The organism is Myxococcales bacterium, from assembly GCA_016716835.1.
In the GTDB taxonomy this organism is placed as follows: Bacteria; Myxococcota_A; Polyangia; order Haliangiales; family Haliangiaceae; genus JADJUW01.
This window is the reverse complement of sequence record JADJUW010000001.1, coordinates 51,855-67,838: the sequence shown is the minus strand read 5'-3', so window position 1 is coordinate 67,838 and position 15,984 is coordinate 51,855. Positions and strand designations below refer to the sequence as shown.

The following is a 15,984-nucleotide window of genomic DNA, read 5'->3' as shown; positions in this document are numbered from 1 at the left end:
ACCTCATCCCCGGCGCCTCCGAGCGTCCGATCTAGCTGTAAATATACCGCTAATCGCTCCCCAGCGCGGTTGACCAGTACCCCGCGTTCTCTATACTGGCGAGGTTTTGGAACTACAGGCTTTTCCCTCAGCAGGCATCGCAATTCTCCTGGCCGTCGGGTTTTGCGGCTTATTAACCGCGGTCTCGGTGCTCATCGGGCCCAAGTCCTCTAACGCGATCAAGAACGCGACGTTCGAATGCGGCTCGGATCCCATTGGTTCGCCGCGTGGCCAGTTCTCGATCAAATTTTATCACATCGCGATCTTGTTCCTCGTCTTCGACATCGAGGCGGCGTTCATGTACCCGTGGGCGGTGCTCTACACCAAGCTGTCCACCAACGCGGCCGGTGGCGTCAGCTTGCTCGGCTTTGTCGAGATGTTTTTGTTTGTCGCGATTATCACCGCCGCCCTGGCTTACCTGTGGCGAAAGAAGGCATTGGGATGGGAGTCGAACTAGCAACCACGCGGCTGGAAGACGCCGCGAACTGGGGTCGGAAGAATTCGTTCTTCACCTACCCGTTTGTCACCGCCTGCTGCGGCATGGAATTCATGTCGGTCGTCGGCTCGAAGTACGACATCGCGCGCTTTGGCGCCGAGTTTCCGCGCTTTTCGCCGCGGCAATCCGACCTCATGATGATTGTCGGCACCATCACCGAAAAGCAAGGCCCCGCGCTGCGCCGCGTCTATGACCAGATGGCCGAACCCAAGTGGGTCATCGCCTTTGGCGTCTGCGCGTCGACCGGCGGCTTTTATCAGAACTATCACGCCATGCCCGGCGCCGATCAGGTGGTGCCGGTGGATGTCTACATTCCGGGTTGTCCACCCCGCCCCGAGCAGGTGCTCGACGCGATCATCTTGTTGCAAGAGCGCGTGCAAAAGGGCACCGGCCGCAACCAAGTTAGTTATCGCCAGCAGCAAGCGGCGCAGACGGACAACGCCAAGCTGCCGACGCCGGCTGCCAAGCTCTAGGCTGCAACCACAGAGGCCCTATGTCGCAAAAAGTAATCGATGCCATCAAGAGCAAGTTTGCTCATGCGGTGGAACACACGGAGTCGCAATTTGGCGACGAAATCGCGCTCATCAAGCGCGACGCGCTCAAAGACATCGCGCTGTTTCTGCGCGACGACCCGGCAATGGCGTTTGACCAGGCGATGTTCGTCACCTGCCTCGATCGCTCGGAGCAACGCGTGCCGGGCATCGCCGACGATGAACCGGTCGATCCACGCTTCGAGGTTTCGTACCAGCTGCGCTCGCTGGCGCACCGCCATCGCGTCCGCCTCGCGGTGCGCGTTACCGAGGCCGACCCACGCGTCGCCTCGCTGGCCAGCGTGTGGCCGGCGCTCAACTGGCAAGAGCGCGAGACCTACGACATGTACGGCATCAAGTTCGAGGGCCACCCCGATCTGCGCCGCATCTATCTCTACGAAGAATTTGTCGGCTTTCCGCTGCGCAAAGACTATCCCAAAGACAAGCGCCAGCCGCTCATCCGGCGCGCCGACCTGCAAACCGAGACGCTCGAGAATAAGTAAAGGCGCGCATCATGGCCGATCTGAAAACACTGGTACTCGGGCGCAAAGACGCCAGCGATTTCGACGTCGTCGAGACCCTGCCCGCAGACTTAATGACCATCAACATGGGCCCGTCGCACCCGGCGATGCACGGCACGGTGCGCATGGTGCTGCAGCTCGATGGCGAAAAAATTGTCACCACCGATGTGCAGCCGGGCTACCTGCACCGCTGCTTCGAAAAAGAGGCCGAGTACGCGACGTACACCCAGATTTTTCCGTACACCGACCGCCTCAACTACGTTTCGCCGATGATCAACAACTGTGGCTATGCCATGGCGGTTGAGAAACTCATGGGTATTTACGGCCAGCTGCCACGCCGCGCCGAATACATCCGCGTCATCGTCAGCGAAATCTCGCGCATTACCGACCACCTCACCTGCGTCTGCGCCAGCGCGATGGAGCTCGGCGCGTTTACGATTTTCTTCTATTTCATGAAGTGTCGCGAGTGGCTGTACTGCCTGCTCGAAGAGCTCTCCGGCGCGCGGCTGACGCATTCCTACGTCCGCGTCGGCGGCGTATCTAAAGATCTATCAGATGGCTTCTGCGACAAGCTGCTCGATATCTTGGTGCGCATGGAAAAAACGCTTGCCGAAGGCGAGCAAATGCTCAACAAGAACAAGATTTTCCGCGACCGCATGGCCGGCGTTGGCGCGCTCTCTAAGCAAGAGGCCATCGACTGGGGCTGCACCGGCCCTATTGGCCGCGCCTGCGGCATCGACTATGACGTACGCAAAGACTTTCCGTACTCGGTCTATCCCGAGTTCGAATTCGACGTGCCGCTCGGCACCACCGGCGATTGCTACGACCGCTACCTGGTGCGCATGGAGGAGATTCGCCAATCCGTCCGCATCCTGCGCCAGGCCGTGAAGCAACTGCCCGACGGCCCCGTCATGATCGACGACCCGCGCTGCGCCTTGCCGCCTAAGCAAGAGGCGTACAACACCATCGAGGCGATGATTCGCCACTTCAAGCACATCGTCGACGGCATCAAGGTGCCCGCAGGGCAAGCCTATACCTTTCTCGAGGGCGGCAATGGCGAGCTTGGTTTCTACATTGTCTCTGACGGCACCGGCCGTCCGTATAAATGCTACGTCCGCTCGCCGAGCTTCGTGCACCTCTCCACGGTGCCGCTGCTCATCGTCGGGCAACAAATCGCCGACGTCGTGCCCATCTTTGGCATGATCAACATGATCGGCGGGGAGTGCGACAAATGAGTACCGACACGGCCACCCCGGCGCCTGCGCCAAACACCGTCACCCTCACCATCGACGGCACCTCGGTCACCGTGCCCAAGGGCACCAACGTGCTCGAGGCCGCCAAGACCACGGGCGTCGATATCTCGGCGTTTTGTTATCACCCCGGCCTCTCCATCGCCGCGTGTTGTCGCCAGTGTCTGGTCACTGTCGAGAAGTCGCCCAAGCTCGCGCCGTCGTGTCAGACCACATGCGGCGAGGGCATGGTGGTGCACACCAAAGACGCCGCCTCCACCGAGGCGCGGCGGCAGATGCTCGAGTTCACCTTAGTGAACCATCCGATCGACTGCCCTATTTGCGATAAAGCCGGCGAGTGCACGCTGCAAAAACTCTACGTCGACAACAATAACCAAGCCTCGCGCGTCGACGTGCCCAAGGTACACAAGCCCAAGGTCAAAGACTTGGGGCCAACGATTGTCCTCGACGCCGAGCGCTGCATCTTGTGCACGCGCTGCATTCGCGTGTGCGACGAGGTCGCCGGCGAGCACCAACTCGAGATGGCCCATCGCGGCAACCACGAAGAGCTCGGCTGCGCGCCGGGCGCCGTGCTCGACAATCCCTATTCGCTCAACACCGTGGATGTCTGCCCGGTTGGCGCGCTGACGTCGAAAGACTTCCGCTTCACCATGCGCGCGTGGGAGCTCGACGCGACGCCATCGGTGTGCACCGGCTGCGCGACGGGCTGCAACATCGAAATCCACGCCAAAGACGACCGCGTGTGGCGCCTCGTGCCGCGCCACAATGCGGCGGTAAATAAATATTGGATGTGCGACGAGGGCCGTCTCACGTACCACGCGCTGCGCGAAAACCGCCTGGCGGCGCCGCTGCAAAATGGCTTGCCGAGCTCGTGGCCTAAGGCGCTCGCCGCCGCCGCCGAGCTCATCAAGGCGCATGGCAAACAGGTGGCGTTTGTCGCCTCGTATGACCATTGCAACGAAGATAATTTCGCGCTGCTCAAGTTGGCCGCCGCTGTTGGCGGACCGGTGTTTGCCACCGGCGCCGCGCCCGTGCCGGGCCGCGCCGACAAGATCTTGCGCGACGCCGACGTCAGCCCCAACCGCGCCGGTGTCACCGCGCTAGCCGCAGCGCTCAATGTTACCCTGACCGATACCTCGCAACTGGGCGCGGCGCTGGCCGCCGGCACTGTCAAAGCCGTGGTCGCGCTCGGCACCACGCTTGACCTTGGCGCCACCAAGGCGCCGCTCATCGCGATTGCCTCGCACGAAGTTGGCGCGGTGCGCACCGCCGCCATCGCGCTGCCCGCCGCCGCATGGGCCGAGATGTCGGGCACCGTCACCAATCGGCAAAACAAGACGCAGCGCTTTCACGCCGCCGTTTCAGCGCCCGGCCTCGCCAAGCCGGCGTGGCAGGGCGTCGCCGAACTCGGCGAATTAGTCGGGACAAAGCTCGGGCATAAAAACGCCAAGGAAGTCTTCACCGCCTACGCCGCGCTGTCACCATCCTTTGCCGACGCTAAATGGGGCCGCGACGTGCGGCCGCTGCAACTGCGCTTCGCCGGGAGCCGAGGGTAACCCCCATGATACCAACCATTCTCAACTCACCGATTACCAAGTGGCTGCTCTTGGTGTTTGGCTTTGTCATGCCGCTCGCCTCGCTGCTCACGTGGGCCGAGCGTCGCCAGAGCGCGATGATGCAAGACCGCCTCGGCCCCAACCGCGCGATGCTGCCGCTGCTCGGCATGAAGATCCGCCTCAAGGGCATTCTTCACTTTGTCGCTGACGGCATCAAGATGGCATTCAAAGAAGACGTCGTGCCAACCAACGCCCACAAGGGCTTGTTTACCTTGGCGCCGATTATCGCGCTCGCCCCGGTGCTGGTGGCGTTTGCCATCATTCCGTTTGGCCCGACGATTTTTCCGCACAGCCTGACGGCGCCGCTCGATGTTGCCGCGCTCGCCGCCGCCCCTACCGCGCCCGGCTTTGCCGACGCCATCCGCCTGCAAATCTTGCAAGTCGACTTTGGCCTGCTGTTCTACTTCGCCGTGCTCACCCTTGCCAACTACGGCACCACGCTGGCTGGCTGGGCCAGCTACAACAAGTGGGCGCTCCTTGGCGGCCTGCGCGGCTCATCGCAAATGATGGCCTACGAAGTGTCCATGGGCCTGTCGCTGATGGGCGTGTTCTTGCTCGTCGGCAGCCTCGAGCCGGGCTGGATCGCGGCGCACGGCGCCAGCAGCACCATGTCGGCCAGCAATCCCATGAACTGGCTGTGGCTGTGGCAGCCGTTGGCGCTGGTGCTCTTTTTTACGGCGTCGATCGCCGAGACCAAGCGCGCGCCGTTTGACATCCCCGAGGGCGAATCGGAAATCGTCGGCTACTTCGTCGAATACTCGGGCATGCGCTTTGGCATGTTCTATCTCGCCGAGTTCATCGAAATCGTCTTCGTCTCGGCCGTGGTCACCACCGTGTTCTTTGGCGGCTACCAGGTGCCCTTCCTCGACCCCGATGGTTTCCGCTTTGGCGGCTACGTCAACGAGCTCGGCATTTCGACGGGCGGCGCCTTCTTCGCCATGGACCACTGGCTGGTGTCGCTGCTGCAATTTGCGGCGTTTGGCCTCAAGGTGGTCTTGCTGTGCTCGTTCCAGCTGCTCATTCGCTGGACCCTGCCGCGTTTCCGCGCCGACCAGCTGATGAACCTGGGCTGGAAATGGCTCTTGCCGTTGGCGCTGGCCAACGTCATGCTGACGGCACTGATCAAGTTGTTTTTTATCTAAGCTGATCGCAAACGAGGACCCCATGGCTTCAGGACATCACGCAGCTCCACCTAGCGACGGCCCGGTCGTCGTCTCGACCTCGGTGAAAAACCCAAAGCAGCGCAGCGTGCTGGTGGCGCGCCCGACCAACGACGACGCGTCGTTTTTATCGGCGACGCTGACGGGCCTCGGCATTACGTTTAAGCACTTTGCGCGCAACCTCCTCTTGCCGCGCGACAAGGGCGACATCGAGACGGTGCAGTACCCCGAGGAAACCATTCCGTATCCCGAGCGCTTCCGTGGCCTGCATCGCCTCATGTTGCGCGACGACGGCAACGTGCGCTGCGTCGCCTGTATGTGCTGCCCCACGGCCTGCCCGGCCAACTGCATCACGATTGTCCCCGAGGAGGCCGCCGATGGCAGCATCGAGAAGCGCCCGGCGATCTTCGAGATCGACGAGCTGCGCTGCATCGCCTGCGGCCTGTGCGTCGAGGCCTGCCCGTGCGACGCCATCCGCATGGATACCGGCGTCCATGTCAAGCCGGTTTATGAGCGCAACCAGGCGATCATGAACAAGGAAGAATTGATGTCGCGAGGTAGCACCTCCATCGCGACGCAGGGCGGCGAAGGCGCCGAGTGGCGCGAAAAGCCGTAACTGCCCGCACAGACGTGACTGCGGCAGCTACAATCGCTTCGCGGCAATCTTGACAAATTTAGTTTTCGCGCCGCAAACGATTTTCGCTTGACGAGATCCTGCATCGTCGCTAGCGTTAATCTTGACTGAACGGTGTGAAGCGATAACAAGTGAGCAATTAGTTCCCCACTCTTTTCATTCAGGGATCCGCCTCTATTTAGGGAGAGCAAGCCCGCTCGTCGGGAAGCCCAAGCAAATATTGTGGAGCCCACCTACTTAGGTAGGGGGATGAACGTCACGGCGCTCAAACGGTTCAGTCTTTAATTTTAGCGGCGGTCGCGGTCCCAAGGGCCCAGCGCCTTCCAGCCCCGAGGGGGGTTGGCACATGAGTTGCTCTAGCTAGCACCATCGTGCTGCGCAGCTTACTTGTGGCCTTGCTATGCGGGGGACTGTTAGTCCCTAGCGCCGCCGTGGCTGGGGTCAAGGGGCCGCAGCGCAAGGCAAACGTATCCCAGCGCATAAGCGGTCCTCACCTCGGTGCGGCGCGGCTCGGCCCCAAAAGTAAAGGTAGCTTTGGGGTCCCCGGCGCTAAGCCGCGTGCGCCTCGGGGCACATTCTTTAGTCCGTTGCGGGCGGCGCACGACGCCACGCCGATTGCGGAGCCATCGCAGGTTGCGAAGGCTGCGCCGAGCGCGGCCCGTGGGAAACGCGTCGCCGATACCCACGTAGCCGTCGCCCTAGACAAGGGCACCGATCGCTCCACCGTGCACGCGCGCTATGCCACCGCCAAGGGCGAGCTTGAAATGCGCTTCAATGGCGAAGCGACGATTGGTGACAAGACCTATAAGATCATCGGAAAAACCACCGACGCCCAGTATGTGCTTAGGGATGCGCAAGGGGCGCTGGTTGCCTTCACGCGCAAGAACGCGACCCACGGGACGCTGCGCCGGTTCAAGCTGGCCGCCAATCAATTCATCGAGGGCGATAGGCTGCTGCGGATTGAAGGCACCCGCATCAGGCATACCCCGCACAACGATGGGATCCTATCGTATCCCGATGCGGGCTTTGTCGCGCCGGATGGCACCCACATCATGCAAAAATGGGCCGGGCCGCAAGCCGCCGCCCCAAGCCAGGTTGCCTTTGCCCAAGATGAGCAAGGCGTCTATTACGCGCATCTCACGTGGGAAACCGATGGCAGCCTCGTGGCGTTGAAGGTGCCAAGCCAGTCCCTGCTGGCGGCAGACGGCACCGAGTATCGCGCCCAGCAGGCGCCGTTTGAGGTGTTCGTCGGAGTGAGCAAAGGCGACGTCTTGCAGTACCGCAAGGGGAAAATCGCGCGCCCGCCGCCAGACACAACGCTCAACGGGCAGGAATTCACGCTTAAAGACGGCATCTATGGCGCCGTCAAGGAGGTTGACGCCAAAGATGGCAGCAAGCAACTGCTCGTGGTGAATCGCTTCGGCGTGCCATTTAGCATGGCGACCAACACCAAGACGGGCCTTTCGCCCCGCACCTTTGCGGTCACAGATTTCGCTGACGGCACAGGGATCGGGAAGGACAACGTCATCGAAACCACAACGCAGATACAGCTACCGGATTTCACATTGGCCAACGTGCCCGCGGCGGTCGTGCTGCTGGGCTCGGGCAAGCTCGCGAGCGGCCTTGTCGTTGAACGCACGCCGAACTCCATCGTCTTGCAAAGGCCACGCAGCGCCGTCCATAGGCTACTTATTCGCCACAACGGCGACTGGCATGAAGCCGCGACCAATGACAGATTCGTCGATGACAAGGGCATGGCGTGGCGGGCCTTCCCCGTAGGCGGCAAGGCACTCGATGGCGCGCCAACGCAGGTCATCGCTACAGCCATCGTGGGGAAAGATAAGAAAAAGACCACGGCCATGTTCACCCGGTCGCTAAAGGGAACGCAGTGGGTTTATGAGCCCGCGCCCGAAGGCTCGGTCCAAACCACGAATCACGACGCCTCGACGTATATCTCCAACGGCGAGGCTTATCGCATCGTCGCCAAGCCGTTAACCGCGGCCAAGCTTGCCGATGACTTGGAGGCGATGTTCAACCAGGTCGGCCAGCGCGAGGCACCGACGCGCTCGACCAGCCCAATCCGTACCGCCCTGCAGCAAATGGGCATTGATGGCCCCAACACGTGGGCAGCGCAAAGCGCGCGCATCCTGCCGCAACTGCGCCAAGGCGTTGGCCCTGACGTCGCAAAAATTAGCCCCGACGTCATGCAGGCCGTCCGCAGAATGCTCAACCCGACCGCGGATGAGTTTCCCTTTGCAATCGGCGTAAAGTCGAATGTCATAGGCACGCCGCGCAGCATCAGCCAATGGGGCGCCACCAAGAGCATCGACGTCGCCGACTATCACCCAGCCGATCTCGCATTTTTTCACGTCGCCCCCAGCGGCACCTTGCGCCCCGCGAGCCTGGGCGAGCTGCGAGCCTATTTTGATGCGACGTTGGGCCAGCAAAAACCGCTGGTACATTATTCAGACCTCGCGCGTCCCGCGGGCCTGGAAATCGTTACCTCGGTCGACGAGCTAACATGGGACGCGGCCCTCATGGTTAAGGCACGACAGGCGGTGTCAACCTTGCGCCTGGGCGAGACCGACAAGATCGTCGTGGCGTACGACGCCTGCGGCAATGTCGAAGCGCGCCCGCTGCACACCGAGGCGGTGCAAGATGGCCATCCGACGCCAACGCAGTGGCGTGATTGGTTGGCCGAGCTGCCGCTGCTCGCGACGCTTCAATCGGATGCGTTTGCGCATTCGGCCAAGAAGAACAATGGGTCGTGGGGCTTGCACGTTTGGGAGGGCCCGCAAGTAACCAAGATGGGCTTTATACCCGGCGGCTACAATAAGTACACCTGGCCTGCGGCGCCTGGCGCATGAGAGCCTGGGGCATGGCACCGAGCGCCTACTTCCTTTGATGCAAACCATGATTGCGCTCAGCGCGTACCTAGACGCGGCGGAAGGCACCAACTTCATGGAGCGCACCTATCAAACCGGTCCATGGGAGCAGCACACGACAAATCTCGAGGCCTATATGGAAGACTCGGCGAGCTATTTTAAGGAACACCCGTACCATGCGCAATTGCTCATGACCGTGCTCCAGGCCGATGCCCCTGCGCCGAAACCATTTAGCGATGGTGGCCTCTACAAACTGTTGCGCACCGCCATGAAGCTAGCGGAACCCTAGCGTCGGCTACCGTCGATCTCCCGGGGTGCAGTCAATCGAAATCTACCCACTGTCAATGCGCGGTGGTCGGCGGATTGGCACACACCTTGCTGTAGTTACGACCGTCGTGCTGCGCAGCCTGCTCATTGCCATCGCCTGTTGGGGCGTTGTTGCGCCCAGCGCGGCGAGTGCTGGAGCCAACCGACACCAGCGGGTTCGAGCGAATCCCGGCAAGACCCACTTCACGCGCCTGACGTCCGGCCCGGGCCGCGCAACTCGACGCGTAAATTTCGCACCTGCGTTTGCGACGCCCGGTCGCCAGCCCGGCCGGCCGCCCGCCCGCCAGGGCGATGGGCAATTGGCGCTCGCCCTCAAAAAAGGCATCGACCGCAGCTCGATCGACGTGGCCTACCAGACGCAAACCGGCGAAACGTTTCAGCTGCGCATGAACGGCACGGCGACGCACGGCACGCGCAAGCTCAAGGTGTTAGGCAAGCCCTCCCGCAAGGCCTATGTGCTCCAGGATGAGGCGGGGCGCCTTGTCGAGGTAACCCACCAAGATGCAACCCACGCCACGGCAAACGACGTAACGCTGCGCCGCGATCAATTTATCGAGGGCGATCGCCTGCTAACCATCAGCGGCAGCCGCATCGTTCACGAGCGCTTCCGCGACCAAGATATTTCAACGCCCGACGCGGGCTACGTCGCGCCCGACGGCACGCATATCATGCGTCGCACCGACCTCGCCCAAGGCGGCTCGCCCCGCGATGTAGAATTTGTCCGAGACCAGGGCGGTGCGTGGCTGGCGAAGCTGACGTGGACCACGAACGTCAAGAATGAAGCGCTGCCGCAGCCGACCGTTTCCTTGCTCGATGCCAAGGGCGTCGAGTACAAAGCGACCAGCCCACTGGCAACCGTGTTCGTCGCGCACAGTGGCGACGTGCTGCAACTCGCCAAGCGCAAGGTCTCGCGTCCGCCGCCCAAGCAAGCTTTGACCCCGCGCGAGATGATGCTGCCCGATGGCACTTACGGCGTCATTAAAGGGTCACTAGCTGACCAAGCGTCACCGCGCCAGCTCGTGGTCGACCACGTGGGCGTTCCCCTCGGCGTCGCCACGATGGTGCGCGGCGAGCCAACCTCGAGCGAGTTCGGACCCGACGACTTTTCCGCGGGCAGCCCGCTGACCTCCGAAGTCGACCTCATCGAAACCACCGCGCCTCACCTCTTGCCCGACCGCAAGGTCGTGGAGATAACGACGGCCGCGCTCCGGCTTGGCAGCGGCACCGTGGTTCGCGGCAAGCTCGTACACAAATCTGCCGACGCGCTTGTGCTGACCGATCACGCAACCGGCAAGAGCACGCTCGCGGTTCGCCGCGACGGCAAATGGCACCAAGGCCAGAGCAAGGATCGATTTATCGATGCAGACGGCACCGCGTGGCACGCAACCCAGGTCGGCGCTAGCGACGGCGATGTCGACTATATCATCGGCCGCACCATCGTCGATGCGCATACCTTTGCGAAGGCCAAGATGTTTGCCCGCACGTTCAAGGACGGCACGTGGTCATTTGAGCCGGCTCCCGAGCGTTCGGGCAGCTCCCTTAATGGCACCGGCGACGTCGCGATCGTAAACGGCACGAGCTATCGAATTGTGTCCGTGCCCGCGTCGGGGCAGAGCCAAGCCGACATGCTCATCGGCATGTTTGAACTTATAGGAAAGCGCAAATCGGCCGAGACGTCGGCGCATCCCATCGCGCAGGCTTTGGCCGAGCTTGGGGTGAAGACGCCAAAACAGTGGAAACAACGACGTGCCGCCATCGTGGCCGATGTGCGAGCGAATGCGGCGGCGGTGATCGCAAAGATGCCCCGCGCGCTGAGGCTTGAGCTGGCCTCGATGACCGTGCCCGGCGCGGAGGACTTCCCCTTTGTCATAGGTGTCAAATCAGCTTACATCAACACGCCGCAGACGATCGCTGATTGGAACAAGATCGCAAAGCAAGAGCTCAATGACTATCACCCCGCCGACCTCGCGTTTTTTACGCGCGGGCCGGGGGGCGAGTTAGTCCCCGCTTCCATCGGGGCGCTGCGCGACTTTTTTGATAAAACCCTGGGCCACTATCGCCCGCTGGTTCACTTTAAAGACCTGGCGCGCCCCACGGACGTCCAAGTGATCGACGAGGCATCACAGCTGGTCGGCGACCCCGTGCTCACGGCCAAGGCGCGCGTGCAAATTTCCAAGGTGCAGCGCGGGGCCGACGACAAGCTCATCGTCGCCTATGATGCCTGTGGCAACGTCGCGGTACGGCGGCTGGATATGGAACATGCAACCGACGAGCACCCTGCGATCGCGCAGTGGCAACAGTGGCTTAAAAAGCTGCCGCTGCTGACGACGCTGCAATCAGACTATTTTTCACACACCATAAAGAAGAATAACGGCGCCTTCGGAAAGCAAAAAATCGGCAAGGTAAACGGGACCGAGAACGGCACCAAGATGGGCTTTATGCCCGGCGGCTACACCGAATCCTCTGGCCTGCGGCGGCTCGTGCATGAAAGCCTAGGCCATGGCACCGAGAGGATGCTGCCTTTGATGCAGACCATGATCGCGCTGACCGCGTATCTCGACGCCGCCGAGGGCACCAATTTCATGGAGCGAACCTATCAAAAAGGGCCTTGGGAGCAACACACCACAAACCTTGAGGCCTATGCCGAAGACTCAGCGCGCTACTTCATGGAACACCCATATCACGCCCAGCTGCTGATGACGGTGCTGCAGGCCGACAGCCCGGCGCCAAAGGCAATGAGCGATGGCGGCTTGTATCAGCGCCTGCGCGGCGCCATGGGCCTCGACCAGGCCGCGGCCACTACCGGCGAGCCATAATCGCCAACGCGTCCATCGCGACGGCCACCGCGATGTGGAGCACGACGCCACCCCAAATGCTCTTGCTGCGCAGCGCCATGGTGCCGAGCACGAGCCCCGCGATGACCGAGCCGATCGCTTCGGGCATCGGCTTGGGAAAATGGATCATGCAATACGGCACGACCGCGATGAAGATGGCGTGGGCGCCAAACATGGGGCGCAGGCCATGCAGCAGCCAGCCGCGAAAGAAAAACTCGACGCCGATAAACTGCGCGCCGTAGATGAGCTGCCATGCGATAAAATCAAACGCCGAGCGGTGCGCCAATGAGTAAAACGGGTACGTGTCGCGAAACGCGGGCGCCTGCGAGGCCAGCCACACCACCGGCAGCACCGCGAGCAACATGATTCCATAGAGCCATGCGTGCTTTGGCAATTCGCCTAAGCCAAGGTGAAAATCTCGCACCCGCTGGCGCAACACCCACCAGATAGCGGCGCACGGCAGCACGATGTAGCCCACCACCCGCCACAGCCCCCACCAACAAAACTGCCACAGCTCCCAATACGCGCCAGCCGCGTCTTGATACGACGAAAAGTGGCGCACAAAAAACCGCCGCGCGCCGACGTACTCTTGCAGCAGCATGCCGAGGGTTGCGACCAAGAGCACGGTAGCGACCACCACGCGCTCGCTGGGGCCATTTGCCGGCAGGGGCGCGCGCTCGGCGTCGATGGCATCAAAGGCAGCAACCACGTGGGCGTAGCCGCGGCGAACGAGCGAGGCGCTGGCCATGCGCCCTGGCCTACCGCTTGCTCTTGGCGATGGCGTCCGCGGCTAGGCGTAGCCGCCGGCGCACCATTTCTTTGCCGAGCACGGCTATGGTTTCAAACAGCGGCGGCGACGCCTTGCGGCCGGTCGCGGCGCAGCGCAGCAACATATAGGCATGCTTGCTCTTCCACCCAAGCTGCTCGGTCCATTCGCGCGCCTGCGTCTCGAGGTCGGTGGCATCCCACGCCTCCAGCGCCTCGCAACGATCGACGTAGGCGAGCAACCCCTTGGCGATATCGCCCGGCGCGACCTCGGGCCACATCATGTCGCCCAAGACCTCGCGGTAGTCGACATCACCGGCAAAGAAGTACTCGGTCGCCGGGATAAACTCATCGAGCTTGCGAATTCGCTCGCGAATCAGTGGCGCCACCTTGAGCAAATAGTCGCGCCGCAGCCGCCAGCCGAGCAGCGCATCGACGAGCTGTTCGTGCGAAAGCTGGTGCAGATACTGTTCGTTGAGCCAGGTAAGTTTTTCGAGATTAAACACCGGCCCGCCCAGCGACATCCGCTGCCAGCTAAACACCTCGATCATCTCGGGCACCGAGAAGACCTCGCGTTCCCCGCCAAACGACCAGCCCATCGTGCCCAAGAAATTGACCAGCGCCTGCGGAAAGATCCGACGTCGCGATAGTAGTTGATCGACACCGGATTCTTGCGCTTGGAAATCTTGGATTTGTCGGCATTGCGCAAGAGCGGCATGTGAATGAACACCGGCGGCTCCCAGCCAAACGCCTGGTAGAGCAGCACGTGCTTGGGCGTCGAGGTGATCCATTCCTCGGCGCGGATGACGTGGCTAATTAGCATGAGCTTGTCATCCACCACGTTGGCGAGGTGGTAGGTGGGCAGCCCGTCGGATTTCATCAACACCTGATCGTCGATCTGGGTGACGTCAAACACCACCTCGCCGCGCAAGGTGTCGTGGACGGTGACGTGGCCCGCCAGCGGCGTCGCCAGACGAATCGTATGTGGCTCGCCGGTCGCCGCGCGCCGCGTCGACTCGTCGGCCGCGATGGCGCGACAATGCCGGTCATAGCCGGGATTTTGCTTGGCCGCCATCTGCGCGGCGCGCACCTCGGCCATCCGCTCGGCGGTGCAAAAACAGCGATAGGCCTTGCCGCTGCCGACTAGCATCGCGGCGTGTGTCTGGTAGATCGATGCGCGCTCGCTCTGGCGGTATGGCCCATAGGGCCCGCCAACATCCGGGCCCTCGTCCCATGACAGCCCGAGCCACCGCAAGGCGTCGTAGATCATGCCTTCGCTGTCGGAGCGCGCCCGCGCCTGGTCGGTATCCTCAATGCGCAGGATGAACTTGCCGCCGTGCTGCTTGGCAAAAACGTAGTTAAAGAGCGCGATATACGCCGTACCTACATGCGGGTCGCCTGTGGGTGACGGCGCGATGCGTACGCGCACCGGGCCCTTTGGCGCGTCGGCCGCTAAGATCGCTGGCGAGTGATGTTGAGACGAATGCGGCTTGCCTGGGGCGTCGGTCACGCCACGCTTTTATCACGGCGTGTTAGACTGCGCATAGTGCGTACCCCTTGGCTTGTTGGTGATATTTTTGCAGTTTTACGGCTCGTGGCATCGCTGCTTGTGGTGCTCGGCACGATGGGCTCGGCGTGGAGCGAGGCGCCAGGCGCCGCCCGCGAGTTCAAGCAAGCGCAAGGCGAGGTTCGCCAGGCCACCGCCATCCGGCTGCCGGGTGGTCACATCGCCACGCGCAGCCTGATTGCGCTCGCCGACGGCACGCAGGTGTGGCTCACCCAGCCCGGTGGCGACATGTCCGGTTTTCGGACAACAGTCTTTCCCTCGTTGCCGCTGTTGCGAGCCGGCCAACACGTTGAAGTTTCGGGCCTCGCGACGCCGTTGCCAAGCGGCGCCCTGCGCCTGCACGCCACATCGCTCCAGGTCACGCTAGGCGATGGCGACGCGAGGCTGCCCTTTGTCAGCAACACCAGCAGCAGCGGGAATCGCTTGTATTGGGCAGCGAACTGCATCTACCTCGGGCTCGACGAGGCGGGCACGACGCAGCTCGCTGGGGAGCTCGAATTTGACGTCATCCAGGCCGCCCTCGACACCTGGACCGACGCGACCGCGAGCTGCTCGTACCTGACCTTCATCCCCGAGCGCATCGGCGGGCGCGAGGTAGCCGTCGACGGCGTCAACTTAATCAAGTTTCGCGACACCAAGTGGTGCGTGCCGGCCACCGCCGACGCACCCGAGGAGTGCTTGCTGCCGGCGGCATCCGCGCTGACATGGCTGCAATCAGTCAATGACCCAACCAGCGATCGCGACGGCGAGATCGTAGATGCCGATATCCAGATCAACGGGGTCAACTTTGCCATCGCGCATAACGGCACGACGCTTGGCGCCGCAACCTGTCAATCCGAGCTTAGCAACGTCATCACGCACGAGCTCGGGCACCTCCTCGGCCTTGGCCACACCTGTCGCCTCAGCGGCGAAGAGCCCGCCGTCGACCACCTGGGCAATCCCGTACCACTATGCACGCAAACCGCCGATCCGGACCTCACCGAGGCGACCATGGCCGCAGGCCAAGAATGCGGCGACGTCAACAAGAACACCCTGGAAGCCGACGACATCGCCGCCATCTGCGCCAACTATGCCGCCGTCGACGTGCCCGCCACCTGCGAACGCGCCAACCTCGGCGGGAAGGGATGCTGCTCCGCCTCCGGCGGCTCAGCGTCGATCTTGCTAGGTCTCGTCGTGTTGGCGCGCCTGCGTCGGCGCGGCCGCTAAGGCCATCACATACAAGTCCCTTGTAAATGTGCTGAGCCTACCGGCGGGGCCCGTCGCGCCGCCGGTCAATTAGGCCACGTCGAGCCTCCGCGGCGCGAGCCATCTTTCGCCTTGCGATGCGGCGCACCTACGGCCAGGGCGAGCTGGCCGCGTA

General features: G+C 62.5%; 12 protein-coding genes, 1 other RNA gene and 1 pseudogene. 12 read left to right on the top strand and 2 right to left on the bottom strand.

Features of this window, described 5'->3' with window-relative positions; translation table 11 throughout:
• The first annotated feature begins 136 nt into the window (after positions 1 to 136).
• From IPL79_00300 to IPL79_00250, 11 genes are all read left to right on the top strand, one after another.
• On the top strand, positions 137 to 496 hold the full coding sequence (locus IPL79_00300) for an NADH-quinone oxidoreductase subunit A (GenBank protein ID MBK9069440.1): 360 nt from the start codon (positions 137 to 139) through the stop codon (positions 494 to 496).
• The gene (gene nuoB, locus IPL79_00295) at positions 481 to 1,008 is read left to right on the top strand and encodes an NADH-quinone oxidoreductase subunit NuoB (GenBank protein ID MBK9069439.1); all 528 of its coding nucleotides are present in this window, start codon (positions 481 to 483) and stop codon (positions 1,006 to 1,008) included. The genes IPL79_00300 and nuoB overlap by 16 nt, the downstream gene beginning before the upstream one ends.
• Before the next feature lie 20 nt (positions 1,009 to 1,028).
• Positions 1,029 to 1,568, top strand: a complete 540-nt coding sequence (locus IPL79_00290; GenBank protein ID MBK9069438.1) for an NADH-quinone oxidoreductase subunit C — start codon at positions 1,029 to 1,031, stop codon at positions 1,566 to 1,568.
• Between the two features lie 11 nt (positions 1,569 to 1,579).
• Entirely contained in the window at positions 1,580 to 2,821 is a 1,242-nt protein-coding gene (locus IPL79_00285) for an NADH-quinone oxidoreductase subunit D (protein ID MBK9069437.1), read from the top strand.
• On the top strand, positions 2,818 to 4,392 hold the full coding sequence (locus tag IPL79_00280; GenBank protein MBK9069436.1) for a (2Fe-2S)-binding protein: 1,575 nt from the start codon (positions 2,818 to 2,820) through the stop codon (positions 4,390 to 4,392). Before IPL79_00285 ends, IPL79_00280 begins: the two co-directional genes overlap by 4 nt.
• Positions 4,393 to 4,397: 5 nt before the next feature.
• The gene (locus tag IPL79_00275; GenBank protein MBK9069435.1) at positions 4,398 to 5,594 is read left to right on the top strand and encodes an NADH-quinone oxidoreductase subunit H; all 1,197 of its coding nucleotides are present in this window, start codon (positions 4,398 to 4,400) and stop codon (positions 5,592 to 5,594) included.
• Positions 5,595 to 5,616: 22 nt separating this feature from the next.
• Positions 5,617 to 6,228, top strand: a complete 612-nt coding sequence (locus IPL79_00270; protein MBK9069434.1) for an NADH-quinone oxidoreductase subunit I — start codon at positions 5,617 to 5,619, stop codon at positions 6,226 to 6,228.
• A 124-nt stretch (positions 6,229 to 6,352) separates the two neighbouring features.
• Positions 6,353 to 6,526, top strand: a non-coding RNA gene (ssrS, locus tag IPL79_00265) — 6S RNA.
• 307 nt (positions 6,527 to 6,833) lie between these two features.
• The gene (locus tag IPL79_00260; protein ID MBK9069433.1) at positions 6,834 to 9,113 is read left to right on the top strand and encodes a hypothetical protein; all 2,280 of its coding nucleotides are present in this window, start codon (positions 6,834 to 6,836) and stop codon (positions 9,111 to 9,113) included.
• Between the two features lie 46 nt (positions 9,114 to 9,159).
• Positions 9,160 to 9,420 (top strand): hypothetical protein, encoded by a 261-nt coding sequence (locus IPL79_00255; GenBank protein MBK9069432.1) that lies wholly within the window; start codon positions 9,160 to 9,162, stop codon positions 9,418 to 9,420.
• A gap of 337 nt (positions 9,421 to 9,757) precedes the next feature.
• The gene (locus IPL79_00250; GenBank protein ID MBK9069431.1) at positions 9,758 to 12,274 is read left to right on the top strand and encodes a hypothetical protein; all 2,517 of its coding nucleotides are present in this window, start codon (positions 9,758 to 9,760) and stop codon (positions 12,272 to 12,274) included.
• Here the strand turns inward: IPL79_00250 and IPL79_00245 are convergent.
• Positions 12,258 to 13,040 carry a CPBP family intramembrane metalloprotease gene (locus IPL79_00245; protein MBK9069430.1) on the bottom strand — a complete coding sequence of 261 codons (783 nt, stop codon included), beginning with the start codon at positions 13,038 to 13,040 and terminating at the stop codon, positions 12,258 to 12,260. The two genes, IPL79_00250 and IPL79_00245, sit on opposite strands and share 17 nt — an antisense overlap.
• A gap of 10 nt (positions 13,041 to 13,050) precedes the next feature.
• Positions 13,051 to 14,516, bottom strand: a pseudogene (locus IPL79_00240) (glutamate--tRNA ligase).
• Between the two features lie 135 nt (positions 14,517 to 14,651).
• Here IPL79_00240 and IPL79_00235 point away from each other — a divergent pair.
• Positions 14,652 to 15,830: a hypothetical protein gene (locus IPL79_00235; protein MBK9069429.1), complete on the top strand. Its 1,179-nt coding sequence runs from the start codon at positions 14,652 to 14,654 to the stop codon at positions 15,828 to 15,830.
• Positions 15,831 to 15,984: the final 154 nt, after the last annotated feature.

Bases quoted from the DNA above. Each gene is read 5' to 3' on its own strand.
- IPL79_00280 (MBK9069436.1), top strand. From the start codon at position 2,818: ATGAGTACCGACACGGCCACCCCGGCGCCTGCGCCAAACACCGTCACC.
- IPL79_00270 (MBK9069434.1), top strand. From the start codon at position 5,617: ATGGCTTCAGGACATCACGCAGCTCCACCTAGCGACGGCCCGGTCGTC.
- IPL79_00285 (MBK9069437.1), top strand. From the start codon at position 1,580: ATGGCCGATCTGAAAACACTGGTACTCGGGCGCAAAGACGCCAGCGAT.
- IPL79_00245 (MBK9069430.1), bottom strand. From the start codon at position 13,040: ATGGCCAGCGCCTCGCTCGTTCGCCGCGGCTACGCCCACGTGGTTGCT.
- IPL79_00255 (MBK9069432.1), top strand. From the start codon at position 9,160: ATGATTGCGCTCAGCGCGTACCTAGACGCGGCGGAAGGCACCAACTTC.
- IPL79_00275 (MBK9069435.1), top strand. From the start codon at position 4,398: ATGATACCAACCATTCTCAACTCACCGATTACCAAGTGGCTGCTCTTG.
- IPL79_00290 (MBK9069438.1), top strand. From the start codon at position 1,029: ATGTCGCAAAAAGTAATCGATGCCATCAAGAGCAAGTTTGCTCATGCG.
- nuoB (MBK9069439.1), top strand. From the start codon at position 481: ATGGGAGTCGAACTAGCAACCACGCGGCTGGAAGACGCCGCGAACTGG.